This is a genomic window from Methylomonas sp. ZR1 (assembly GCF_013141865.1).
Classification (GTDB): domain Bacteria; phylum Pseudomonadota; class Gammaproteobacteria; order Methylococcales; family Methylomonadaceae; genus Methylomonas.
The window spans coordinates 2,488,108-2,510,564 of sequence record NZ_RCST01000001.1; the positions used below are offsets into that span (position 1 = coordinate 2,488,108).

Here is a 22,457-nt window from a genome sequence, read left to right on the forward strand (position 1 = left end):
GAAAGACATTCGCAGCTCGAACGCAAAGTGCGCCGGAAAAACCGACAGCCAATTTGTTTTCGCTCACAACCTTTACCGATAAGTCTAGCTTGGAATGCCCCTGCCCATTCGATTGGAGATGCTGTTTATAATCTCGCAGCGGAGGCACATTAATTGCTGTGCAACTGAAGGGGGCACAACTCCTTTATTCCAGACACACTTTTCTTAGCACTATTTAGGCGACAATTATGGCTATCAGCGTCTTCGATATTTTTAAAATCGGTATCGGACCTTCCAGTTCTCATACTGTGGGGCCCATGCGGGCAGCAATGACGTTTGTCAATAATCTGGAACAGCGAGGTTTTATTGATGAGGTACAACGCCTGCGCATCGAATTATTCGGTTCGCTTGGTGCGACAGGTAAAGGCCATGGCACCGACAAAGCGGTATTACTTGGCCTGGAAGGCGAAGCACCCGATTTGATTGACCCCGCCATCATTCCACAACGGCTATCCGCAATCCGCGAATCCGGAGCAGTTAGGCTATTGCAGCGTTACCCGGTAGCGTTCAACGAGAAAGCCGATTTACTGTTTCAACGTAAAGTACTTCCTTATCACTCCAACGGCATGCGCTTTAGTGTATTCGGCGCAAACGGCTCCGAACTGCTGCAAAGCGATTACTATTCGGTAGGCGGCGGATTTGTCGTGACCGACGCTGCGGCTGCTGCGGACAGGCTGAGCAATGACGACACCCGCCTACCCTATCCTTTCAAAACTGGTGCAGCGATACTAAAACTGTGCGCGACACATAACAAATCAATCAGCGATTTGATGCTGAGCAATGAAAAAGCCTGGCTGGGTGAAGAGGAAATCCGCCAGAAATTATTGAACATTTGGCAGGTAATGCAAGCTTGCGTCGAACGCGGCTTGCACGAAGAAGGGGTTATGCCGGGCGGCATGAAAGTCAGGCGCAGAGCGGCCAATCTCTACCGGCAATTGAGCGGCGAAATTCCTCGGCAAACTCCCAGCATGCCGGTGGGAACCATGGAATGGGTAAACTTATTTGCACTTGCCGTCAGCGAGGAAAATGCTTCCGGCGGGCGCGTCGTGACCGCACCCACCAACGGCGCTGCCGGCATTATCCCGGCGGTATTACATTATTACTGGCGCTTTTGCGATGGCGCGAATGAAGAAGGGGTGATTCGCTTCTTACTGACAGCCGCCGCAATAGCGATTCTGTATAAAGAAAACGCCTCGCTATCCGGCGCCGAAGTCGGCTGTCAGGGCGAAGTCGGGGTCGCTTGCTCTATGGCTGCCGGCGCACTGGCCGAAGTATTGGGCGGCACGCCCGAGCAGGTGGAAAATGCCGCCGAAATTGGCATGGAGCATAACTTGGGCTTGACCTGCGACCCTGTTGGCGGTTTGGTGCAGGTGCCCTGCATCGAGCGTAACGCGATGGGGTCGGTAAAAGCTATCAACGCGGCGCGCATTGCCCTGCGCGGCGACGGCAAACATTTTGTATCGCTGGACAAGGTAATCAAAACCATGCGCGAAACCGGCGCCGACATGAAAACCAAATACAAGGAAACCTCACGCGGCGGTTTGGCGGTGAATCTGATTGAATGCTGACAACGGCTTAAACGCAATCTCAAGCTGTTTTTATACCCTCTTTCGCAAGAATCTCCAGCGGAGCGTCGCCCCTGCATGGAAACGGGTAGCCAATCACATAAATGGTACGCTGCGAATAAGATTTTCTGCGCGGCTCGGCTTTGAGAACCTTCTGCATGAGGGAATGACGAGCTTTTAGGCGCCCGCTTTAATCGCTATTCACGCTATCCTTACAAATTACAGTTCGCCTTAATGCCTTTAGTCTATTGAAGGCCACACAAGCCCCGGCGTCGACGAGCACAGCCTGAACGGCATAAGCGTAATAAACAAGACCGGGTAAACAATAAAACTAGCCATGCGTCCGGAAGTCGGTCGTTTTTTCACCATCATCATAAATAGCTTGGCCCCTGCCCAGAATACCGTCCCGGCCGGAAGCCGCGAATGCCATGATCTGCTCAGCCGTTTCCTGCGGAACTTGCAATTGATTGAGGCTGTTTTGCAACAGTTCCAACACCACATCGTAGTTATCGTCAATGGGCTGTAATCTTAAAAAATGGGAATGTCCGGGACAGAGCAGGGTCAGATGGGGTTTCTCGTCGCTACCGACTAGATCGCCCGTAACGAACATCTCCAAAAACGCAAAGTCTCGATTATTCACCAAACTGGGCTTGGCGTTTCCTCTGGCAAAAGCCGCCGCAAAATAATCATCAGCCAATTCGGCAAGTTTTTTAGGCTCGACCGGCTCTGCGCTGAGCAAAGCATTAACAAGTTGCTTCAGCGGTTTGGTTTGTTCTTCTATGGGCCTGGAGTAAAAATACCGGTTGATACGATAGTCATCGAGCATGCCGGCATAGAAAATGTCCACGATTTTGGACACCAGGTTCTCGTCAATTTTTGGCAATAGTTTATCGTTCATCGTTTTATCCCCCGTTTTTGTAGTTAACCAGCTTATTTGCTTAAGTCAAATACCGCATGAGTAGATACTGTTATCCAAGTCAAGCCAAATGAATAGCCGAATCGAAGGGTTTGGCGGATTTTAAGACGCCGAACGCCACATGAATCAATTTTCGCATCATGGCGCCGATAATGAGTTTATTGGGCTTACCGGCGCAGGCTAATCGGTTCCTGAATTGTTTCCCCCAGGCGGTTTTATACAATGTGACCATGGCTGGCATATACATGGCTTTTCGCAAGAACGAGTGGCCTATTTTGGAGAGTCTGGGTTTGCCCTTAATACTACTACCCGATTCGTATTGCCTAGGATCGAGTCCGGCAAAGGCTGCGGCTTGTCGGCTATTGGCGAAGCGCGAGGTATCGGCGTAGAACGCTAGGATAATAGCGCTGGTGCGCTCGCCAATGCCGGGGATGCTGTCGAGTAATTCGCGCTGTTGCTTGAGATCGGGATGGCGATCAATGTGATCATTGATGGCGTCGATCAATTGTTGGATAGCGGTATCCAGCCAATTCAGATGCTGCTGAATGTCCTCGCGCACCGCTTCGCGAGCCACCTGCAAACGGTTGCTTTCTTGGGTGCGCATGGTTTGCAGGGCGTCCAGGCGCAGCACTAGTGCGCGTAACGTGACTTCCGCCTCGCAACGGGGTTGCCAAGCGGATGGTTTGCGTTCGGCGCAGAAATCGGCAATGAGTTTAGCATCGACCGTATCGGTCTTGCTGCGGGTGAGCCGTGAAGCGCCATAAGCTTTGATTTGTGCCGGATTGACGACGCTGACAGTTAAGCCGTTGGTTGCCAGATGCTGAGCAACGTCTTCCCAATAAATGCCGGTCGCTTCCATGCAGACCTGCACGGATTCAGCTTTTTGGGCGTTTAGCCACGTCAACAAAGCTGTAAAGCCTTCAAGCGAATTGGGAACCACTTTGGCGCGAAACTTACCGTTGGACAAGCGTAATGAGCAATCCAGCTTGGCTTTTGAAACATCGATACCGAGATAAAAATGGGACATTGAAAACCTCAAATGATCTACCTTGTGAATGCAGGCTGCCGGAATCCGGGCCGAAGAGACTGTCCGATCGTTGATCGAGGGTGGGTCACTGCTGCAGGGGTCTACGTCTCGGGCTTCAATAGTCCAAGGTCCGATACGGCATCCAGTGACCCAAACCTGAGGTGCCCCTCAGGCATGTTTTGCGAGATTTCATTATCTCCTGAAAAACACGGGTGGATAATACAAGGTCCCTTTTGCGTCTATTAAGCGCAGCACCAGAGTATAAGTCCGATCCGATAATATCCGCTTAAACGTTTTTCAAAAATCAGCGTCCGCCAGCTAGAGTCATAGCCTCTGAAAAAAAAATTTTTAGCAAACAACATTAAGGTCCAATGTTAAGTCTCTGAAGATACGTAACATTGAAAAATCGCGCGACAGATGTCGTTTAAAAACCACTTGAAATCCTTGTTTAACATAGGAAAATCGCGCCCGAAGCGGGATTTTTTTAGACGCTGTTCACACTTTATTCGATCAAAAGAGGAGGCATTATGAAAATTGCACTTGTCGCTATGGCCGGAGTCACTATCGGGGCACTGATAGCTATTTCAGCTTTTCAATTATTGAAAGTCATTTTTCAAGAAATGTACAAAATGGCAGCTGAAGCTTGGTATAGCCCCGAACAACATTAAAGCGGCCCGTATACATCCTTGCGGACGGGTTAAGTAACAGGCGAAAACCAGCCCTTCGCTCGTCCCCCAGCTTTAATGCCCATACTCAAAAAAAATGCCCCGCCAGTTTCCCGACGGGGCATTTTCTTTATCAACGTTGCTCTAACAGTCCGCTTTGTCTAGCACGCAAAGTGATAAGGTATTTGACCGAATTATCAGTCGTTACCACCGAATACGCCCAACAGTTGCAGTAAGCTGGTGAACAGGTTGTAGATGGACACGTACAATGACACGGTAGCTAAAATGTAGTTGGTTTCGCCGCCGTGGATGATTTCACTGGTTTGATACAAAATCATACCGGACATCAACAATACGAACATCGCGGAAACCGCCAACGACAGCGCGGGCACCGAGAACAGTAACGCAGCCAAACCCGCGAAGAACGCTACCAGAACCCCCACCATCAGGAAGCCGGCCATAAAACTAAAATCCTTGCGGGTGGTCAAGGCATAGCCTGACAAGCCAAGGAAAATCACGCCGGTACCGCCCAGTGCGGTTAAAATCAGTTCATGACCGTTGCTGAACGCATGAATATACATGTTTAAAATCGGCCCCAAGGTCATCCCCATGAAACCGGTCAATGCAAACACAAACACCAAGCCCAAAGCACTGTTACTGAAACGGGTGGTTAAAAACAGCAGGCCGAAATAGCCTACCATGGTGATAATCAAGCCCGGATGCGGCAAATCCAGCGTCATGGCTACCGCAGCCATAGCGGCGCTGAACAGCAAAGTCATCGATAGCAATAAATAAGTATTCTTTAAAACCTTATTGGTCGCCAGTATGCCGGCTTCCGAACGAGCAGTTGCAGTATTTAAACGCATGATCAGTTATCCTCTCAAAGTTACAAGTAATGCTATGACCGCGCAACGGCCCTGGAGTTTCAAGGCATTGTCGGTACCGTCTGCTAGTATACCTAAAGAAATTGCACATACGAGGTTAAATAGGACATGAGCCCCACCCCCTACGAGTTAATCGGCGGCGAGAATGCGTTGCGCAGCCTGGTCGACAGATTCTACTTTTACATGGATATTCTGCCGGAAGCCCAGGGCATCCGGGCCATGCATGCCCCCAGCTTGGCAAGCGCCAAAGACAAATTATTTAAGTTCTTCTCCGGCTGGCTGGGCGGCCCCAATTTGTTTATCGAAGAATTCGGCCATCCCATGCTACGCGCCAGACACTTTCCGTTTCAAATTGGCGAATCGGAGCGCGATCAATGGATGTTATGCATGAACAAGGCTTTGGACGAAATTGAGACAGACCCACGCCTGCGCGAAAACATCCGAACCGCCTTACAACAACTCGCGACGCATATGATCAATCAAGAAGCCACGGGAAGCTGAGCCAAATGTCATTATCCAAACAATTGTTAATCCTGATATCGGCGCTGTTTTTGATGATTTTCAGTGTCAATTTCGCATTGAGCGTCAACAACATCAAGGACTATCTGGAAGGCGAATCAAAAAACCATGCCCAAGATACGGCCACCTCGCTGGGTCTATCGCTTAGCCCTTACATGGTTGATAACCGCGACCCGGTGATTAAAACCATGATGAGCGCCATTTTTGATATGGGTTATTACAAGGAGATCAGGCTGGTCGACGCCGACAACAAAGAGTTGGTAGCCCTGAGCAGCGACAAACGCATAGAAGGCGTGCCGGACTGGTTTACCGAACTGCTGCCCATGACATCCGCCACCGCCGAAAGCGAAATCAGCTCGGGCTGGAACATGAGCGGCGTGATCTACGTGACAGTCAACTCCGGCTATGCCTATTTAAAACTGTATGAACAAGCCAAATCCGGATTTTATTATTCCCTGGCGGCATTTTTACTATCCATTGCCCTGTTAGCCTTGTTATTGCGCGTCACCCTGGCATCGCTAAGTAGAATCGATTTACTGGCTCAGCAGATCAGCGACGGCCATTTCGAAAGCATCGAAGCCTTGCCCTGGACCCGCGAAGTGCGCAACGTGGCGGCATCAATGAACACCATGTCGCATAAGATCAAAACTACGATAGCAGCGTTGCATGGCAAGCTGGATCAAATGGGCGCCAGCCTGTTACGCGATGACTTGACCGGGCTGTATAAAAAGTCCGTGTTCGAAACCGACATGAAAAATTTGGCATTGGAAGACGCCGATGCTTTTGTGGTTTTGATTAAAATCGATAGTTTGGTTGATCTGGTCAAAGAGCGCGATAGCGACGTGATCGATCAATTCTTACAAGCGTTTGCCGCCATCCTGGGAAAAATCGCCGATCTGGCTGGAGCACAAGCCGGCAAAGCTTATCGATTCTACGGCGCCGAATTTGCACTCGTGCTGAAGCTTGGGAATTCGGAACAATTGGAAGAGTTGATGAAAACCTTGAGCAACGAAGTAACCGAATTAGGCGAACGTTACCAAAAAACCGATTTGGCCCACATTGGCGTGGTTGCTTTCAATCCGCTGCTGACCACCGAAATTTTATTGGAAGCCGCCCACGAAGCTTATGAACAAGCGCATCTGATCGGCACTAACAGTTATTTCATCCGCACCGGCGATAATTTTGCGCGTGATATTGCCACCTGGAAGGACTTGGTCTTCGATTGCGTCGATAACGACGGTTACTCGGTTTGGTATATTGGCCAGATCGCCGCATTCAGTAGCGGCGAACTGTTGATGGAAGAGGCTTTCATTCAGGTACACGATAAACAGGGCGGCCTGGTGGCCATCGGTCCATTCATCTCGATTGCCGAAAAATTCGCCAAAATCGTCGATCTGGATAAAGGTGTGATACGCATCGCGCTAGATCATATTCAACACAATCACATCGAGCACGCCATCGCCGTCAACGTATCGACCCGCACTATCAAAAACAGCGATTTCCGGCTCTGGTTGGAAAAACTGATCAAACAAAATCCGGCGGAAGCCAAAAAACTGGTGTTCAGTTTGTCGGCTTATGCCGTCGTCAAGGATATAGACGCCTATCAGGCCTTCATCGAAACCGTGCATCATTGGGGCGCCAGGGTGATGATCAAACGCTTCGAAACCCAATCCATGTCGGCGGAATTGGTCAAACGCCTGAAACCCGACTTTATTCGCCTGGCCCGCGACATCGGTAACGGCATCGACAGTTCCTCGCAAAAACACGCTTTTGTGCAAACCATGCAAGAAATTTCCACATTGCTGGATATTTCGATCTTGGCGGAAAACGTGCAATCGGATCAGGATTATCGCCGCTTAAAGGCGATAGGAATCGTCGGTGCCAGCCGTTAACAAGGGCGCACTCAACGCTGCCAAAATCGCTATTATCGCCTTCAGCCTGTGTTTCGGCATTGTGCTGGCAGCCGGCCTGTTAATCGATCAGAGTCTGCTGGATAGAGTCGAAAAAAAATACGGTGCGGCCGCCAAGCAACGTTTTGTGGACTGGCAAAGTTTGATCGAGAACGGCAAGAGCTGGCCTGAAGCAGAGAAATTGGAGCGGGTGAATAACTTTTTCAACGGTAACGTCGAGTTTGTTGACGATATTATCCTGTGGCAAAAAACCGATTACTGGGCGGCACCTACCGAGTTTCTGGCTAAAGGCGCCGGCGATTGCGAAGATTACTCAATCGCCAAATATTTTACTTTGGTAGAAATGGGCGTCGATGAAAGTAAACTGCGGATTACCTACGTCAAGGCTTTGGAACTGAATCAGGCGCACATGGTATTAACCTATTTCGACTCGCCGCGCGCGGTACCCTTGGTGCTGGATAATCTGAAGCCGAGCATAGTCCCCGCTACGCAGCGCAGCGACTTGCAGCCCGTATACAGCTTTAACGGTACCGGCTTATGGCTTGCCAAAAGCAAAGGCTCCGGGCAACATGTCGGCGGTTCGGACCGCTTAAGCATGTGGACCGAGCTTAAATTAAGAATGCTGGAATCACCTTTTTGAACAAGCAAACCGCCTCCTTACCTTACAAGCTGCGCCGCAGCAGCCGGGCCAAAAACACCCGCATCGTGGTCACCGCCGACAAAATAGAAGTGGTAGCCCCGCTCAAAGTGTCCGAACGGCACATTCAGGATTTTGTGCATGCCCAAAAAGACTGGATAGAAGCCGCACTAAAGCGCGTCGCCGGCAGAGTGCAAACCGCCGCCCCCAAGCTAGCACCAATCGAGTATCGGGATGGCGCGCATATACCGTACCAAGGCCGCCGCTTACCGCTAAAAATCACCACCGGCAAAGCCAAAACGGTCCGCATCGAATTGCTGAACGACGAGATGTTTTGGGTGAAATTACCGGTTGGGATTGCCGATGAACAACACTCCGCACTGATCCAGCAAGCTTTGATCCGCTGGATGAAAAACCAGGCCAAACAGCATGTCCAGCAATGGGTCGATCTGCACGCACCGCACTTTGCCCTGTTTCCGCGCAGCATCCGCATCAAAACCCAAAAAAGCCGCTGGGGCAGCTGCGGTCCGCAAAACGACATCAATATGAATTGGCTACTGCTGCTGGCTCCGGCCGCCGTTTTGGAATACGTGGTAGTCCACGAACTTTGCCACATCAAACACAAAAATCATTCTCCGGCTTTTTGGCAATTGGTTGGCGAACACCTACCCGACTTTAAACAACGCCGGCTCTGGCTAAAACAGCACGGCGCCAGCGTGATGCAAGGCTTGTAATGCTGAAAAAGTTGGGATTTTATATATTTGCGGCACTGTTTATCTTTGCGGGGCAATTTTTAGTCCATCAGGATTTGGTCAGCGGCACCCCGCCACCCATAGTGCAAACCACGCTGACCGGCGAAAACCCCATGCCACGCATAAATAAAGGACCGGCTGTGTTGTATTTCTGGGCGGAATGGTGCGGGATATGCCGAAGTATGCAGGGCAGCGTCAGCAACATAATGCGGGATTATCCGGGCTTGACGGTAGCGGTGCGCTCCGGAGACGACAGCAAATTACAAAACTATCTAAACGACAAACAACTGAACTGGCCGGTTGTGAACGACAACAGCGGCAATCTCGGTCAACGCTATGGGATTAGAGGCGTGCCGGCTGTATTTTTTATTAACGCCACCGGCGAGATTGTCTTTACGACAGTAGGCTATACGTCGGAATGGGGTATGCGTTTTAGACTTTGGCTGGCAGGATTGAGCTGATTTTATCGAGGAAACAATCCGGATTAATGATCGGCTTGTTCAGCCAAATCACCCAGGGCCGCCAATTCCCGCTCCAGCAACTCGCTATCGCCCAGGTTGAGTTCCACCAATCGGCGTAAGTTGGAAATGCTGTCTATATCGATATGCACGCATTTAAAACCCACCCTGTTGGCATCGGCATGAGTTGCCGCCACTTCCATGCTGATACTGATTTCTTCGGATAAGTCGAATTTCAAGTTATATAAGGTATCGGCCTGACCGGCTAAGGGCTGCTCACAATCCAACAGGCAACCGCGCAGGGACAGATCAATAATTTTGCAAGGATAGGTTTGCCCCGAACCGGTTAACACAGCCCCTGTATGGTAAAAAATCCTATGAAAACGGCGTTTATCATCGCTTTTTTCAAATGTCATACGCTTAATCCAAGAAAAATTGCATTGAGGTACTATCAACGACAATCACATCGTTGCGTTGCAACTGTACGGTGCGGTCGCCTAAGGGCTCATCGTTAATCGCCAGCCCCTCATGCCCTTGCAAGGCGGAAAGGAAATAGCCGTCCTTGCGTCTGGCTATCACAATAACCCCTGCGCCTTCGTGGCCCAGGCGGGTCATGGCTTTCTTCAAGCGCAGAATTCGACCGATATGGATGCCGTTCAATACTTGCAAATTGGCTTCGGGGGATTTGACGGCATCTTCCAGCTTTTCATTTAAGGCCCGCACGTCTGCATCGCCAAAGTCGGCTGGCGTCGATACCAGGACTTTTTCCGAAAATTCATCGGTCGTGTTGTAGACGATATAGTGCTTGCCGATATTGATGATGTCGTTGTTTTGCAGACTCCATTCTTTGGTGTGCTGATCGTTGACCAACAGCGGAAATTTTTCGTTCAATTGCTTGAGAACGCAATTGCCATCTTTAATCACGGCAACGGCATGCGCGGGCGCGACGGCAAGACTATCAACCACTAGGTCATTGGTTTCATCACGACCAATATGCACTACACCAGAATCAAAAACACCTGTATGGATTGCATTGTCTTTAAAATAAACGGTAAATTTCGCCATCTCTGTTGTTCAAGTAATCCCTGCGCCCGGCTAGTAGTATAGCCATTAAAGCCAAGCTTGCAGATTAATCAATAATTATTTTGATATTACATTATTTTTTAAATCCAAACCTATGATAGCCAAAGACTATTTGCATGCTTCTAACACGTCCGCGGTGCCCGAATAAATAAAAATATACAGTCGCCAAGCGGCGCGCCATGTGGCAACATCCACGGTTAGACTTTCCCATCAATACATTAAGTCATCGATCATGAATCCAACTCAGCCCCATGCACCAAGCGAGCCCTTGATTTCGCAAGACATCTATATTGCCGGTGTCGACGAGGGTAACGGTAAATCCTTGATCATGTTGGCCATCATCGAAATGTTGTCCGGCTACGCCGACAATATCGGTTTTTTTCGGCCCATTATTCAAAGCGATACCGACAAAGACGATTTGATTCAATTCATTAGCCACCGCTATCAGCTCTCCACACCCTACGATGCCATGTATGGATGTACCAGCGCGGAAGCCAGGCAGCTCTTGGCAAACGAACAGTACGACGAACTGCTGAAAACCATTCTGGCTAAATACCGGGCCTTAAAGGCCCGTTGCGATCATGTGCTCTGCGTCGGCAGCGACTATCGACACGGCAACGCCATTTCCGAATTCGATTTCAACGCCGATGTCGCCAACAATTTGGGCTGCCTGATGATGCCGGTTATGCAGGGCGAAAATCGTAGCGACGAACAAATTTTAAATGGTTTGGCCAGCCTGAAACATTCCATGCACGAGCACGATTGCGAATCGCTGGCCACAGTCATCATCGGGGTCGCGCAAAATCAAATTGCCAGCCTGCGCCACAGCTTGAATCATTCCACTGAATTTCCGGTGTACGTGGTGCCCGCCGAATCGTCCCTGGAAAAACCTACCGTCGGCAATATTGCCAAGGTTATCGGCGCTAAAGTGTTTTCCGGCGAAAACGCCACCATGAGCCGCGAGGTGTACCACTACAAAGTGGCGGCCATGTTGGTGCCGGACTTTCTGGACTATGTGGAAACCGGCGACTTGATCATCACGCCTGGCGATAGATCGGACATCATCATGGCCAGCCTGATGGCCTACAACTCCAGTAACTATCCGCAAATCGCCGGCTTGATATTAACCGGCCACCAACAGCCTGCCCCGCAAGTGCAAAAATTGATCGATGGCCTGGGCGGCACACCGTTTGCGGTACTCGGCGTCGATTCCGACACCTTCACCACGGCTATGCAGGTCAGCCAGGTCACCGCCCGCCTGCATTCGCAAGATGACCGCAAGATCGCCACCGCGCTGGGACTAATCGAAAGTAACATGAATATGGTGGAACTGCGGCTGCGGCTGTGCAGCAAGGTTTCGCATAAAATCACGCCGCTGATGTTCGAGTACGATCTGTTGCAGCGCGCCAAAGCCAAGAAGCAGCATATCGTGCTACCGGAAGGCAATGAAGAGCGGATTCTGCGCGCGGCAGAGATTTTGCTGCTGCGCGATGTCGTGAAAATCACCCTACTGGGTAACGAAGCCGAGATCCGGCAAAAAATTCAGGCCATGGCTTTGAAGATGGACAATGTCAACATCATCGACCCGATTAAATCGGATCTGCGGCCCTTGTTCGCGGAAACCTATTACCAAGCCCGCAAGCATCGATGCATTGTTTACGATACTGCCTTCGACCTAATGGCCGATCCCAGCTATTTCGGCACCTTGATGATTCATCTTTCTTATGCCGACGGCATGGTCTCCGGCGCGGTGCATTCGACGCAACATACCATTCGTCCGGCCTTCGAAATCATCAAAACCAAACCGGGCGCGTCCATTGTTTCCAGCGTGTTTTTCATGTGCCTGGAAGATCGCGTATTGGTCTATGGCGATTGTGCGGTGATTCCCAACCCCAACGCTGCGCAATTGGCCGACATCGCGATCAACGCCGCCGAAACGGCACGCATGTTCAACATCGAGCCGCGCGTTGCCATGCTGTCCTACTCCACCGGTGAATCCGGCAAGGGCGAAGCGGTGGACAAAGTCAGAGACGCCGTCAAAATCGCTCAAAGTCTGCGTCCGGACCTACAGCTGGAAGGCCCGATGCAATACGATGCCGCCGTGGACGCCAGCGTTGCTAAAACCAAACTACCCGACAGCCAAGTTGCCGGCCGGGCCACAGTATTGATTTTTCCGGACCTGAATACCGGCAACAACACTTATAAAGCGGTACAGCGTTCCTCCGGCGCAATCGCTGTCGGCCCCATCCTGCAAGGCTTGAACAAACCGGTCAATGATTTGAGCCGCGGCTGCACCGTGACAGACATCGTCAACACCGTCGTCATCACCGCGATTCAAGCCCAAGAAGCCGACAAAACATGATATATAAAACGCTATCAAGCAGTTTGCTGTTTTGCCTTCTAAGCTTTAATTTACAGGCACAGACCCGCATCGCCATCCTGGATTTTGAATTGAAAGACCTGACACTGGCTCCCGGCGTCCCCGCCGAATTGCAAAGAACCGCGTCGATCAAACCGCTGCTGGAACAAGAATTAGCCCGCGCCGGCTATCTAATCGTAGCCATACCGCACCAGGCACAGCAAGCCGCCAATAGCGGCGTTGGCTATTTGTTCGACCATGCCGACGCCGCCGCGCAACTTGGCAAGCTATACCACGCCGACTACATTTTGGTGGGGCGGCTACACAAACCCAGCTTTTTATTCGCATATCTAATGGGGCGTTTGGTCAAGGTAGACAATGGTAGATTGGTCGGCGATTACATTGCCGAATCCAAAGGCCCCAACGCCAGCCTGACCATCAAAGCCGTGGAAAGCCTGACCACGAAAATCGACCATGATCTGGAGCGCCGCTACAGCCCACCGCCACCGGCGAAGCTTGTACATTAATCACCCCACCCTTTTACGATATTCATGAAAATCCTGGTGCTCAACGCCGGCAGTTCATCGGTTAAATACAGCTTATTCGAGATGTCTGATCGCTCGGTGCTGATCGCCGGTATCATCGAACGTATCGGCGAAGATGCCGCTAGCCATAGTTATGCGCTGGCGAATAATGACCGGACACGTGACGAAATCAATTGCCGCAACCATCAACAAGCCTTGCAATTGTTGTTCGAAACACTGGCTGCCTGCCGCGTTTTGACCGACCGCCGCGAACTGGCCGGCATTGGTCATCGGGTGGTGCATGGCGGCGAACATTTTCGTGAACCGGCCTTAATCGATGCGCAAGTGATGCAGCGCATTGCCGAAGTGATCCCATTGGCGCCGCTGCATAACCCTGCCAATCTTTTGGGCATTGAGGAAGCCATCCGGCAAATGGACGATACGCCGCAAGTGGCGGTATTCGACACGGCGTTTCATCAAACCCTGCCCGATTATGCCTATCGCTATGCCGTGCCCAACCATCTTTATACCGATCATGGCGTCAGACGTTACGGCTTCCACGGTACCTCGCACCGCTATGTTGCCGAGCAAGCCGCGCAGTATCTTAGCAAACCGTTGTCTGAGACCAATCTGATCACTTTACACCTGGGCAACGGTGCCAGCGTCACCGCCATCCAAAACGGTCGGAGTATCGATACATCGATGGGTATGACGCCGCTGGAAGGTTTGATGATGGGCAGCCGCTGCGGCGACATCGATCCGGCCATCCATTTTTATCTAAGTCGCACACTGAATTTGTCCAATGAGGCCATAGAAACCTTGTTAAACAAAGAAAGCGGCTGCAAAGGCGTTTGCGGCGAAAACGATATGCGGGCGATACACCGGATGGTGGAAGCCGGCGACGATCATGCCCGGCTGGCGTTAGCGATGTACGCCTATCGCATCAAAAAATACATCGGCGCTTATTTTGCGGCGCTGGGCCGAGTCGATGCCTTGGTATTTACCGGCGGCATCGGCGAGAACGACGCTTGGCTGCGCGAACACGTCTGTCTGGAAATGCAAATCTTCGGTATTGCCTTGGACCCGGAAAGAAACCAAAAACCGGTGAAACCATGCGACAACATCAGCCCAGCCAACGCCGGCGTGGCGATATTGGTGATTGCCACGAACGAGGAACTGGAAATTGCCATCCAGGCCCAGCAATGCCTGGAACAAAAGCACGCCCTAAATTAGCCGGCCGTAGGCACAAACTACTAGGCGTTATCAACACAGCCGAGAAGAAGTATTTCATCTGGCGGCTCAAAGAAACATTTCCGTAACATTTCAACCCTATGATCTCGAAAGCGGTCCGCACCGCCCTTCGGGATTGTTACTGTCAGTTTGTTGTTTTCACAACGCTTCAAACTCAAATCTTCAAATAGGCCGCAAAAAAAACCAATGTGATAATATTGCATTCATGTGCGTTACAATATAACATCTTTGCACATCTTTACTGACTGCTCTACTTCTCATGAAAAAAACCGCTGCCCTAATTTTAATGCTGCCATCGCCGGTTTTGTTGGCCGAAGAACTTGCGATTCAAGCACTAGACGAAATCATCGTCACGGCACCGCTGCAAGATAAAAAATCGGACAGTCCGGTACCGGTCACCGTGTTGAGCGACGACGATTTACGTATGAAGACCGGCCACAGCATCGGCGATACCTTAAAAAACGAATTGGGCATCAGCAGCCAATCTTTCGGCCCCGGCGTCGGCACCCCGGTGATACGCGGCCAGGCCGGCCCGAGGGTGAGAGTCTTGAGCAACGGCATCGGCAGCAATGATGTCTCGGCGATCAGCCCAGACCACGCCACCAGCGTCGAACCGCTGCTGGCGGAGCGCATCGAAGTCCTGCGCGGCCCGGCCACCCTACTCTACGGCAGCGGCGCGATGGGCGGCGTGGTTAACGTCATCGATAACCGCATCCCAGGCCGCCAGTTCGACAAGCTGGTAGGTGCGGCGCTCGAACAACGCTTCGATTCCACCTCAGACGAAACCAGCACCACGATGAAAGTCGAGGGCGGCAAGGACAACATCGCTTACCACCTGGACGGTTTTTACCGCCACCGCAACAATCTGGACATTGGCGGCAGCGGCATAGACACCGCTAAAGTGGCCATCACCGATCCCAGCTTGGCGATTGTCGACAACCCCAAAGGCTATCTGAACAACACCGGCGCCGAAGCGATCAGCGGCTCGGCAGGCTTGTCCTGGATCGGTGCCCCCGGTTTTGCGGGCGTATCCATCAATAATCTAAATAACAACTACGCCATCGCTCCGGACGGCACCGGCGACGAAACCGTCAGCATCGCGATGCGGCAAACCAAATACGATTTTAAGAGCGAATTAAACAACCCGTTCCGCTTCGCGAAAAGTCTACGCACCCGGCTGGGTTACACCGATTACCAACACACCGAAATTGCCAACGGCGAGCCCGGCGCCTATTACACCAACCAGTCTTACGAGGGCCGCATGGAAATGGCTCACCAAGACTTGGGACCGTTGCGCGGCGTGGTGGGTTTTCAAGCCCAAGCCAGCGATTTTAATGCGATCGAAAAACTCACCGGCGACAGCATCGTCCCGCGTTCGGACATCAGCAGTTACGGTGTATTTGCCGTGGAATCGTTCGATATTGGCGCGGTGACCTATCAACTAGGCACGCGCGTCGAACAAACCGATATTCGCCCGGACGGTTTCGCCAATCTCAGCTACACGCCCGTCAGCGCGTCGGCTTCGGCCGTTTGGAAACTGGATAATCGCAACAGCCTGAATCTGGCAGTCACGCGCTCCTCGCGCGCCCCGCAAGTCCAGGAACTACTATCCGACGGCTACCACGACGCCACTCGCAGTTACGACAGAGGCGACCTGGGTTTAAGAGAAGAAACCTCCTACAACCTGGATCTGGGTTACCGCTTCAAAACCGACTGGTTACGCGCCGAATTCGACTTATTCCACAACTGGGCCAGCGATTATATTTTCCAGCAACGCAGCGGTGAATTCGTCGATCAAGACGGCAATCCCTGCGTGGCGGATTGCGTGCCTTTGGTTACCAGCGGGCAACACGACGCCATCTTCAAAGGCTACGAAGCCAAACTGATTATGCCCATGATGGAAAACCAGGTCGGCTTATTAGAGATGACCTTATTCAGCGACTACACCCGCGGCGAATTTCTCAACGGCAGCGACGTACCGCGCATGCCGCCTTTGCGCTACGGCCTACAACTGGATTTCAACCGGGACAAATTATCCACCTATTTGCGCTTTACCCGAGCCGAATCCCAGCCCCATGCCGGCGATTTCGAAACCTCCACCGCGGGCTATTTCTTGCTGAATGTCGGCGCCAACTATCAGGTCCAGGCCTATAAAGACGCCAAACTGATGGTGTTCGCCAAAGGTAACAACTTGCTGGATCAAAACATCCGCAACTCGACATCTTACTTGCGAAACTTTGCGCCGGAAGCCGGACGCGGCGCGGAAGTCGGCTTTAGAGTCAGTTATTAGAACGCTGAAACCGGCGCTGTTTTTTTCGACAGCGCCTTTTTTTGGCCAAGCAAACGCCACAATATATCATCCAAAACACCATGACCCTCGCATCCGCACCAGCCAAACAACTCCCTGTCACCGTACTGTCCGGCTTCCTGGGTGCGGGTAAAACCACCTTGTTGAACCACATCCTCAACAACCGGGAGAATTTAAGAGTGGCCGTAATTGTCAACGACATGAGCGAGGTGAATATCGATGCGGCAACGGTCAAAAACCAAGTACAACTGAATCGTGGCCAGGAAAAACTGGTCGAAATAAGCAACGGGTGCATTTGCTGCACGCTACGCGAGGACTTGCTGATCGAGGTCGGCAACTTGGCCAAGGATGGCCGCTTTGATTACTTGGTAATCGAATCCACCGGCATTGCCGAGCCTTTGCCGATTGCGGAAACCTTCACGTTTCGCGACGAACAGGGTTTGAGTTTATCGGACATTGCCCGCCTGGATACGTTGGTGACCGTGGTGGACGCGGTCAACTTTATGCGCAATTACCTGGAAGCCTTGAGTTTAAAAGAAACCGGCGAATCACTCGGCGAAGACGACGCACGTAACGTCGCCGATTTGCTGGTCGATCAAATTGAATTTGCCAACGTCATTCTGATTTCCAAAATTGATCTGATCGCCAGCGACGAGCTTATCAACCTAAAAGCGGTGTTACACAGCCTCAACCCCGATGCGGAAATCCTCCCTATCGTGATGGGTCAGGTCGATTTAAGCAAAGTACTCGACACCGGCTTGTTCGATTTCGAAAAAGCCGAGCAAGCCCCAGGCTGGTTAAAAGAATTGCGGGGCGAACATAAACCGGAGACCGAGGAATACGGCATAAGCAGCTTCGTTTACACCGCCCGGCGCCCCTTTCATCCGCAGCGTTTCTATGATCATCTGCACCACGGCGATTGGGATAACGGCACCTTGTTGCGTTCCAAAGGTTTTTTTTGGTTGGCATCGCGCCCGGATCACGCCGGCAGCTGGTCACAAGCGGGCGGCGTGATGCACCATGGTTTGGCGGGTCGCTGGTGGGCGACAGTACCGCGCCAGGAATGGCCGCAAGACTATATGCTGGACATCCAGTCACAATGGGCCGAACCCCACGGCGACTGCCGCCAAGAGCTAGTATTTATCGGTCAAAACCTCAATGCCGACCAAGTGCGCCGCGAATTGGACGAGTGCCTGTTAACCGACGCCGAACTGGCAGCCGGCCCGGCAGTTTGGCGACACTATCAAGATGAATTTCCGCAGTGGTTTGCCGATGGCTAGCATCGACAGCTATCTGCATATCATCGGCATTGAATTGTTGCTTATTCTAGCCATGCTCTTGCCCTTGATTGACAGGCCGTCCGCCAAACGTGTGCTGTCAAAACTGTTTTTGACTGTGTTGGGGTTCATGCTGGCGCATTTTGCTACCCATGCCTTGCCGAACAAATTAGCCGGATTTATTTACAGTTCTCAGCACGCATACCACTCGCTCAAAGCCAAAACACCCCATCGCACATGACTATCGCTATCAACACTATGGCCGGCGCCATTGCGGCCTGTCTCGCCGTCAGCCTTTGCTCGTTGTCCAGCATATTTGCATTATGGTTGAAACCCGACGCCTTGCATCGGGTAGTACCGTATCTAGTCGCGCTGGCAGTCGGCGTACTCCTGGGCGATGCTTTTATTCATTTGATCCCCGATGCCATAGACCGCCACGGCAGTGTCAGCGATGTCTGCCTGACGGTATTGGTGGGTGTATTCGGTTTCTTTGTATTGGAAAAATTGGTGCGCTGGCGGCACGACCATAATGTCGACACCACACCAACCGGTGGCGAGGTCATGCCATTGGCTAAAATGAATCTGATCGGCGATGCCATGCACAACTTCGTCGACGGCATCTTGATTGCCGGCAGTTTTCTCGCTGATACGGCGCTGGGATTGACCACCACCCTGGCCATTATCGCCCACGAAGTCCCGCAAGAACTGGGCGATGTCGGCGCATTGCTGCGCGGCGGCTACTCGCCCAAACAAGCCGTACTCTACAACTTTTATTGCTCGCTGACGGTTCTGCCGGGGGCGATCTTTACCTTGTTACTCAGCCAGTTAGCCGAATCTTCCTTGTCGCTACTGTTACCCATCGCTGCCGGCGGCTTTATTTATATCGCCGCCTCCGATCTGATTCCGGTATTACACGAACCATGCAGTTTTCCCAGCCTGAGCGGACAAACCGCCGCGTTTGGTTTCGGCATCGTGTTTATGCAATTCATCGTATTTTTCGAACAGTTCCTGATCGCTGGTTAAGGAGTTTTTGTGTTTGCCCGCATACCCTTTCGTCAATCATCCCTGTCGCCGTTAGCCGGCCCCACATCCTTCCAGCCCGTTTCGTATCGGCCATCGACCCGCACCGTCGTCTCCACAAACTTTGTGGATTTGACGCGCATCTACGAGGACGACGTGAACTTTTGCTTAATAGAACGACCATTGCCGGCCACCATTGAAGGCTTTATCTATCAGGCCTTGAAGCTATTCGGCCCCTGGGAACTCAGTCAGCCCGTCAATCCATCTGATTTTAACTATACAAACCTGTGGCCCCAAGCCAGCCAACTCGATGGCTATGACACATGGCTGGCAGACATCGAACTATTGACGACGGCGTTCTGCGAGCTATTCGAACTCAAGCAAACCGGCTTGCGCCTAAGGACCTTGAAAACCGCCATGTGTCCACGCTTTCATGTGGATAGAGTGCCCGCGCGGATGATTTGTAGCTACGGCGGCATCGGCACCGAATGGCTACCGGAATATGCGCTGGATCGACGAAAACTGGGGATGGGTAGTGGCGGCCTGGATGATGCGCAGTCCGGTTTGATCGCCGACCAAACCGCCATTCGGCGGATGCCCGCCTATGCCGTGGGCCTGATGAAAGGCGAAGCCTGGGAAGGTAACGAAGGCCAGGGTTTTGTGCATCGATCACCTACGCCAACGGCGGTGCAGCCGCGGCGCTTGGTACTGACGCTGGATATGCTGTGAGGGTGCGGCATTGCTGATCAAATTAGCAGGCGGACACCTCTACGATCCCGCACAAAACCGGCAAGGTGAATCGCACGATCTATTTATCCGTGATGGCATAATCACAGCCGACCCGGGCCCCGACGCCAAGTTCGATCAGGTATACGACGTATCCGGCCAGATTGTCATGGCCGGCGCGGTGGATATTCACAGCCATATTGCCGGCGGCAACGTCAACACCGCACGCCTGTTGTTGCCTGAACAACACCGCAATCACATGGAACGGCGCTTGCATCATCCCTTCAGCACGGCGAAATGGTCGACCACCGACACCGGCTACCGCTACGCGCGCATGGGCTACACCACGGTGGTCGAACCGGCCATGTTACCGGTCAATGCCTTGGACGTGCATTTGCAGATGGCCGATATACCCATCCTGGATACCGCCGCGCTAGCCATTCTGGGTAACGACGACTTGTTGTTGCGACTGATACGAGCCAAAGCCAGCCAAAACCAAATCAACGACTACGTGGCCTGGACTTTACACGCTACCCGCGCGCTGGGCTTGAAAGTCATCAACGCCGGTGGTGCCAACGCCTTTAAAAGCAATGCCCGCCAATTCGCTTTGGATGACATCGTCCCCGACTACGGCGTCAGCTCCCGGCAAATTCTGCAAACCTTGCAAACTGCCGTATGCCAACTAGGCGTGCCACACCCGGTACATGTGCATTGCAACAACTTGGGTATTCCAGGAAATATCGAAACCATCATAGACACCATGGCAGCCGCGCAAGGACTGCCTATGCATCTAGCCCACGTCCAGTTCTACGCCTATGGCAAGGACGGCAGTAAGGGCTTTTCCTCGGCAGCCGCGCAACTTCTGGAAGCGTTCAACCGCCATCCGAATATCACCATGGATGTCGGCCAGGTGCTGTTCGGCCAGACCGTGACCATTTCCGGCGATGTCATCGCTCAATACAGCCGCCACGCGGATGCCAGCCCCAATAAATGGGTAATGTGGGACGCCGAGTGTGAAGGTTCCGGCGGCGTGGTGCCTTACCGATACCGGGAAGCCAGTTTCGTCAACACCTTGCAATGGGCCATCGGCTTGGAGCTTTTTTTGCTTGCAGAAGCCCCGGAGCGTTTATTCTTTACCACCGACCATCCGAACGGCGCACCGTTTACCGCCTACCCAGAATTGATCCGACTGTTGATGGACGCCGATTACCGCCAGGCCTATATGGCAGGCTTAAATCAAGAAGCGCTGGCGATGACCTTATTGCCCAACCTCAAGCGCGAATTTACCTTAAACGAAATTGCCAACATGACCCGCAGTGCTGCCGCAAAGCTATTGGGCTTGCATGATCGCGGTCATCTGGCACCTGGGGCAATAGCCGACATTGCCGTCTACGACCCGGCGGGAATTGGCAGATGCGATCCGATCACCGGTGCATTTACTACCCATCCTCAAGCAAATATCGCTGCCATGTTCGCCAATGCCGCTCTAATGTTTAAACACGGTGAATTAGTGGTGCAAAACGGCGTGGTCGTGGCGCGGCCAAGCGGCCGAGCTCAAATGCTGCAACCCAATTACGATGCCCGCATCACGCGGACGGTGCAAGATCATTTCAACCGGTTCTACAGTTTGAAACTTAACAATTTCGCCATCAACGATGCCGACTTCGCAGAACGCCCCCGGTTTAGGGTGCACCGCTGATAAGCGGACGAACACAAAAATCCTGAATAATTCACGTAAACTCATGCTCCCTATCGAAGACATTCAAGGCCGCCCTGACACACGGCGCATTGCCATCGACAAAGTCGGCATCAAAGACATTCTGCACCCGATCCGGGTCAAAGAGAAAAGTGGCGGCGAACAGCGCACCGTTGCGCACTTTGCGATGTACGTCAATTTGCCGCACGACTTCAAAGGCACCCATATGTCCCGTTTTGTGGAAATCTTGAACGATCACGACCGGGAAATCAGCATTGCCTCTTTTCCGGCGATGCTGCAGGACATGCTCGCCAAATTGGAGGCCGAATCCGGGTATATCGAGATGCGTTTTCCCTACTTCATCGATAAAGCAGCGCCGGTCAGTGACGTCCGCAGCTTAATGGACTATCAAGTCAGTTTTATTGGCGAAATCGATAACGCCGGCTGTCGCATCAAAGTGAAGGTGATAGTGCCGGTCACCAGTCTGTGCCCTTGCTCCAAGGAAATTTCCGAACGCGGTGCGCATAATCAACGCTCACACGTCAGCGTGACTGTAGAGGCCAAGTCGTTTATCTGGCTTGAAGAACTGATCACGCTGGTAGAAGCCGAAGCCTCCTCGCAAATTTACGGCCTTTTAAAGCGCCCGGACGAAAAATACGTCACCGAATACGCCTACGACCACCCCAAATTTGTCGAGGACATGGTGCGCGATGTAGCCGCCCGCTTGAACGCAGAGCCACGGATCATCAGTTACAGCGTCGAATCGGAAAACTTCGAGTCTATTCATAATCACTCAGCTTATGCACTGATACAGCGTGTCAATTCCCCATCCTGACGGAGG

Annotated in this window: 22 protein-coding genes; 17 read left to right on the forward strand and 5 right to left on the reverse strand. The window is 52.1% G+C overall.

All coding sequences use genetic code 11. The features are described from left to right. Window positions 1–227 precede the first annotated feature (227 nt). Entirely contained in the window at window positions 228–1,607 is a 1,380-nt protein-coding gene (locus tag DDY07_RS11165; protein ID WP_171695945.1) for an L-serine ammonia-lyase, read from the forward strand. Window positions 1,608–1,935: 328 nt separating this feature from the next. On the opposite strand, the gene DDY07_RS11170 is transcribed toward DDY07_RS11165, so the two are convergent. After that, window positions 1,936–2,502, reverse strand: coding sequence for a hypothetical protein (locus tag DDY07_RS11170; RefSeq protein WP_171695946.1), 567 nt, complete (start codon window positions 2,500–2,502; stop codon window positions 1,936–1,938). A 79-nt stretch (window positions 2,503–2,581) separates the two neighbouring features. Next, window positions 2,582–3,547 carry an IS110 family transposase gene (locus tag DDY07_RS11175; RefSeq protein WP_171694354.1) on the reverse strand — a complete coding sequence of 322 codons (966 nt, stop codon included), beginning with the start codon at window positions 3,545–3,547 and terminating at the stop codon, window positions 2,582–2,584. 527 nt (window positions 3,548–4,074) lie between these two features. Here DDY07_RS11175 and DDY07_RS11180 point away from each other — a divergent pair. Then, a complete protein-coding gene (locus DDY07_RS11180) occupies window positions 4,075–4,215 on the forward strand; it encodes a hypothetical protein (RefSeq protein ID WP_155931185.1) in 141 nt (46 codons plus the stop codon). Window positions 4,216–4,409: 194 nt separating this feature from the next. On the opposite strand, the gene DDY07_RS11185 is transcribed toward DDY07_RS11180, so the two are convergent. Then, window positions 4,410–5,078 carry a Bax inhibitor-1/YccA family protein gene (locus DDY07_RS11185; protein WP_171695947.1) on the reverse strand — a complete coding sequence of 223 codons (669 nt, stop codon included), beginning with the start codon at window positions 5,076–5,078 and terminating at the stop codon, window positions 4,410–4,412. Window positions 5,079–5,204: 126 nt separating this feature from the next. Between DDY07_RS11185 and DDY07_RS11190 the strand changes: the two genes are divergently transcribed. From DDY07_RS11190 to DDY07_RS11210, 5 genes are read left to right on the forward strand one after another with little or no spacing between them, the layout of a single operon-like run. After that, window positions 5,205–5,597 carry a group II truncated hemoglobin gene (locus DDY07_RS11190; RefSeq protein WP_033155379.1) on the forward strand — a complete coding sequence of 131 codons (393 nt, stop codon included), beginning with the start codon at window positions 5,205–5,207 and terminating at the stop codon, window positions 5,595–5,597. Between the two features lie 5 nt (window positions 5,598–5,602). Then, a complete protein-coding gene (locus DDY07_RS11195) occupies window positions 5,603–7,507 on the forward strand; it encodes a LapD/MoxY N-terminal periplasmic domain-containing protein (RefSeq protein WP_171695948.1) in 1,905 nt (634 codons plus the stop codon). Then, window positions 7,494–8,165, forward strand: a complete 672-nt coding sequence (locus DDY07_RS11200) for a transglutaminase-like cysteine peptidase (protein ID WP_367650870.1) — start codon at window positions 7,494–7,496, stop codon at window positions 8,163–8,165. The genes DDY07_RS11195 and DDY07_RS11200 overlap by 14 nt, the downstream gene beginning before the upstream one ends. Then, window positions 8,162–8,896, forward strand: coding sequence for a M48 family metallopeptidase (locus DDY07_RS11205; RefSeq protein ID WP_171695949.1), 735 nt, complete (start codon window positions 8,162–8,164; stop codon window positions 8,894–8,896). The genes DDY07_RS11200 and DDY07_RS11205 overlap by 4 nt, the downstream gene beginning before the upstream one ends. Then, complete coding sequence (locus DDY07_RS11210; protein WP_171695950.1) at window positions 8,896–9,375, forward strand: protein disulfide oxidoreductase; 480 nt, start codon at window positions 8,896–8,898, stop codon at window positions 9,373–9,375. The genes DDY07_RS11205 and DDY07_RS11210 overlap by 1 nt, the downstream gene beginning before the upstream one ends. 23 nt (window positions 9,376–9,398) lie before the next feature. Here DDY07_RS11210 and DDY07_RS11215 read toward each other — a convergent pair whose 3' ends face one another. Further along, window positions 9,399–9,788, reverse strand: a complete 390-nt coding sequence (locus DDY07_RS11215; RefSeq protein ID WP_033155384.1) for a PilZ domain-containing protein — start codon at window positions 9,786–9,788, stop codon at window positions 9,399–9,401. A gap of 4 nt (window positions 9,789–9,792) precedes the next feature. Further along, on the reverse strand, window positions 9,793–10,437 hold the full coding sequence (locus tag DDY07_RS11220) for an FHA domain-containing protein (RefSeq protein ID WP_171695951.1): 645 nt from the start codon (window positions 10,435–10,437) through the stop codon (window positions 9,793–9,795). Window positions 10,438–10,687: 250 nt separating this feature from the next. Here DDY07_RS11220 and pta point away from each other — a divergent pair, with 250 nt between their 5' ends. From pta to folE2, 10 genes are all read left to right on the forward strand, one after another. Continuing rightward, a complete protein-coding gene (pta, locus tag DDY07_RS11225; protein WP_171695952.1) occupies window positions 10,688–12,817 on the forward strand; it encodes a phosphate acetyltransferase in 2,130 nt (709 codons plus the stop codon). Then, window positions 12,814–13,341, forward strand: a complete 528-nt coding sequence (locus tag DDY07_RS11230) for a DUF2380 domain-containing protein (protein ID WP_171695953.1) — start codon at window positions 12,814–12,816, stop codon at window positions 13,339–13,341. Before pta ends, DDY07_RS11230 begins: the two co-directional genes overlap by 4 nt. Window positions 13,342–13,365: 24 nt before the next feature. Next, a complete protein-coding gene (locus DDY07_RS11235; protein ID WP_171695954.1) occupies window positions 13,366–14,571 on the forward strand; it encodes an acetate/propionate family kinase in 1,206 nt (401 codons plus the stop codon). A 277-nt stretch (window positions 14,572–14,848) separates the two neighbouring features. After that, window positions 14,849–16,879, forward strand: a complete 2,031-nt coding sequence (locus DDY07_RS11240; protein ID WP_171695955.1) for a TonB-dependent receptor — start codon at window positions 14,849–14,851, stop codon at window positions 16,877–16,879. Between the two features lie 80 nt (window positions 16,880–16,959). Continuing rightward, window positions 16,960–18,177, forward strand: coding sequence for a zinc metallochaperone GTPase ZigA (zigA, locus tag DDY07_RS11245; RefSeq protein ID WP_171695956.1), 1,218 nt, complete (start codon window positions 16,960–16,962; stop codon window positions 18,175–18,177). Beyond that, window positions 18,170–18,415, forward strand: coding sequence for a hypothetical protein (locus tag DDY07_RS11250; RefSeq protein ID WP_171695957.1), 246 nt, complete (start codon window positions 18,170–18,172; stop codon window positions 18,413–18,415). Before zigA ends, DDY07_RS11250 begins: the two co-directional genes overlap by 8 nt. Next, window positions 18,412–19,197 (forward strand): ZIP family metal transporter, encoded by a 786-nt coding sequence (locus DDY07_RS11255; protein ID WP_171695958.1) that lies wholly within the window; start codon window positions 18,412–18,414, stop codon window positions 19,195–19,197. Before DDY07_RS11250 ends, DDY07_RS11255 begins: the two co-directional genes overlap by 4 nt. Window positions 19,198–19,320: 123 nt before the next feature. Then, window positions 19,321–19,923 carry a DUF1826 domain-containing protein gene (locus DDY07_RS11260; RefSeq protein WP_367650916.1) on the forward strand — a complete coding sequence of 201 codons (603 nt, stop codon included), beginning with the start codon at window positions 19,321–19,323 and terminating at the stop codon, window positions 19,921–19,923. 10 nt (window positions 19,924–19,933) lie between these two features. Continuing rightward, window positions 19,934–21,619, forward strand: coding sequence for a formylmethanofuran dehydrogenase subunit A (locus DDY07_RS11265; RefSeq protein WP_171695960.1), 1,686 nt, complete (start codon window positions 19,934–19,936; stop codon window positions 21,617–21,619). A 43-nt stretch (window positions 21,620–21,662) separates the two neighbouring features. Then, window positions 21,663–22,451 (forward strand): GTP cyclohydrolase FolE2, encoded by a 789-nt coding sequence (gene folE2, locus DDY07_RS11270; RefSeq protein WP_171695961.1) that lies wholly within the window; start codon window positions 21,663–21,665, stop codon window positions 22,449–22,451. Window positions 22,452–22,457: the final 6 nt, after the last annotated feature.

What these genes read in the sequence shown, in the direction of transcription:
- DDY07_RS11165 (WP_171695945.1), top strand. Translation starts at nt 228, where the DNA reads ATGGCTATCAGCGTCTTCGATATTTTTAAAATCGGTATCGGACCTTCC.
- DDY07_RS11170 (WP_171695946.1), bottom strand. Translation starts at nt 2,502, where the DNA reads ATGAACGATAAACTATTGCCAAAAATTGACGAGAACCTGGTGTCCAAA.
- DDY07_RS11175 (WP_171694354.1), bottom strand. Translation starts at nt 3,547, where the DNA reads ATGTCCCATTTTTATCTCGGTATCGATGTTTCAAAAGCCAAGCTGGAT.
- DDY07_RS11180 (WP_155931185.1), top strand. Translation starts at nt 4,075, where the DNA reads ATGAAAATTGCACTTGTCGCTATGGCCGGAGTCACTATCGGGGCACTG.
- DDY07_RS11185 (WP_171695947.1), bottom strand. Translation starts at nt 5,078, where the DNA reads ATGCGTTTAAATACTGCAACTGCTCGTTCGGAAGCCGGCATACTGGCG.
- DDY07_RS11190 (WP_033155379.1), top strand. Translation starts at nt 5,205, where the DNA reads ATGAGCCCCACCCCCTACGAGTTAATCGGCGGCGAGAATGCGTTGCGC.
- DDY07_RS11195 (WP_171695948.1), top strand. Translation starts at nt 5,603, where the DNA reads ATGTCATTATCCAAACAATTGTTAATCCTGATATCGGCGCTGTTTTTG.
- DDY07_RS11210 (WP_171695950.1), top strand. Translation starts at nt 8,896, where the DNA reads ATGCTGAAAAAGTTGGGATTTTATATATTTGCGGCACTGTTTATCTTT.
- DDY07_RS11215 (WP_033155384.1), bottom strand. Translation starts at nt 9,788, where the DNA reads ATGACATTTGAAAAAAGCGATGATAAACGCCGTTTTCATAGGATTTTT.
- DDY07_RS11220 (WP_171695951.1), bottom strand. Translation starts at nt 10,437, where the DNA reads ATGGCGAAATTTACCGTTTATTTTAAAGACAATGCAATCCATACAGGT.
- pta (WP_171695952.1), top strand. Translation starts at nt 10,688, where the DNA reads ATGAATCCAACTCAGCCCCATGCACCAAGCGAGCCCTTGATTTCGCAA.
- DDY07_RS11230 (WP_171695953.1), top strand. Translation starts at nt 12,814, where the DNA reads ATGATATATAAAACGCTATCAAGCAGTTTGCTGTTTTGCCTTCTAAGC.
- DDY07_RS11235 (WP_171695954.1), top strand. Translation starts at nt 13,366, where the DNA reads ATGAAAATCCTGGTGCTCAACGCCGGCAGTTCATCGGTTAAATACAGC.
- DDY07_RS11240 (WP_171695955.1), top strand. Translation starts at nt 14,849, where the DNA reads ATGAAAAAAACCGCTGCCCTAATTTTAATGCTGCCATCGCCGGTTTTG.
- zigA (WP_171695956.1), top strand. Translation starts at nt 16,960, where the DNA reads ATGACCCTCGCATCCGCACCAGCCAAACAACTCCCTGTCACCGTACTG.
- DDY07_RS11250 (WP_171695957.1), top strand. Translation starts at nt 18,170, where the DNA reads ATGGCTAGCATCGACAGCTATCTGCATATCATCGGCATTGAATTGTTG.
- DDY07_RS11255 (WP_171695958.1), top strand. Translation starts at nt 18,412, where the DNA reads ATGACTATCGCTATCAACACTATGGCCGGCGCCATTGCGGCCTGTCTC.
- folE2 (WP_171695961.1), top strand. Translation starts at nt 21,663, where the DNA reads ATGCTCCCTATCGAAGACATTCAAGGCCGCCCTGACACACGGCGCATT.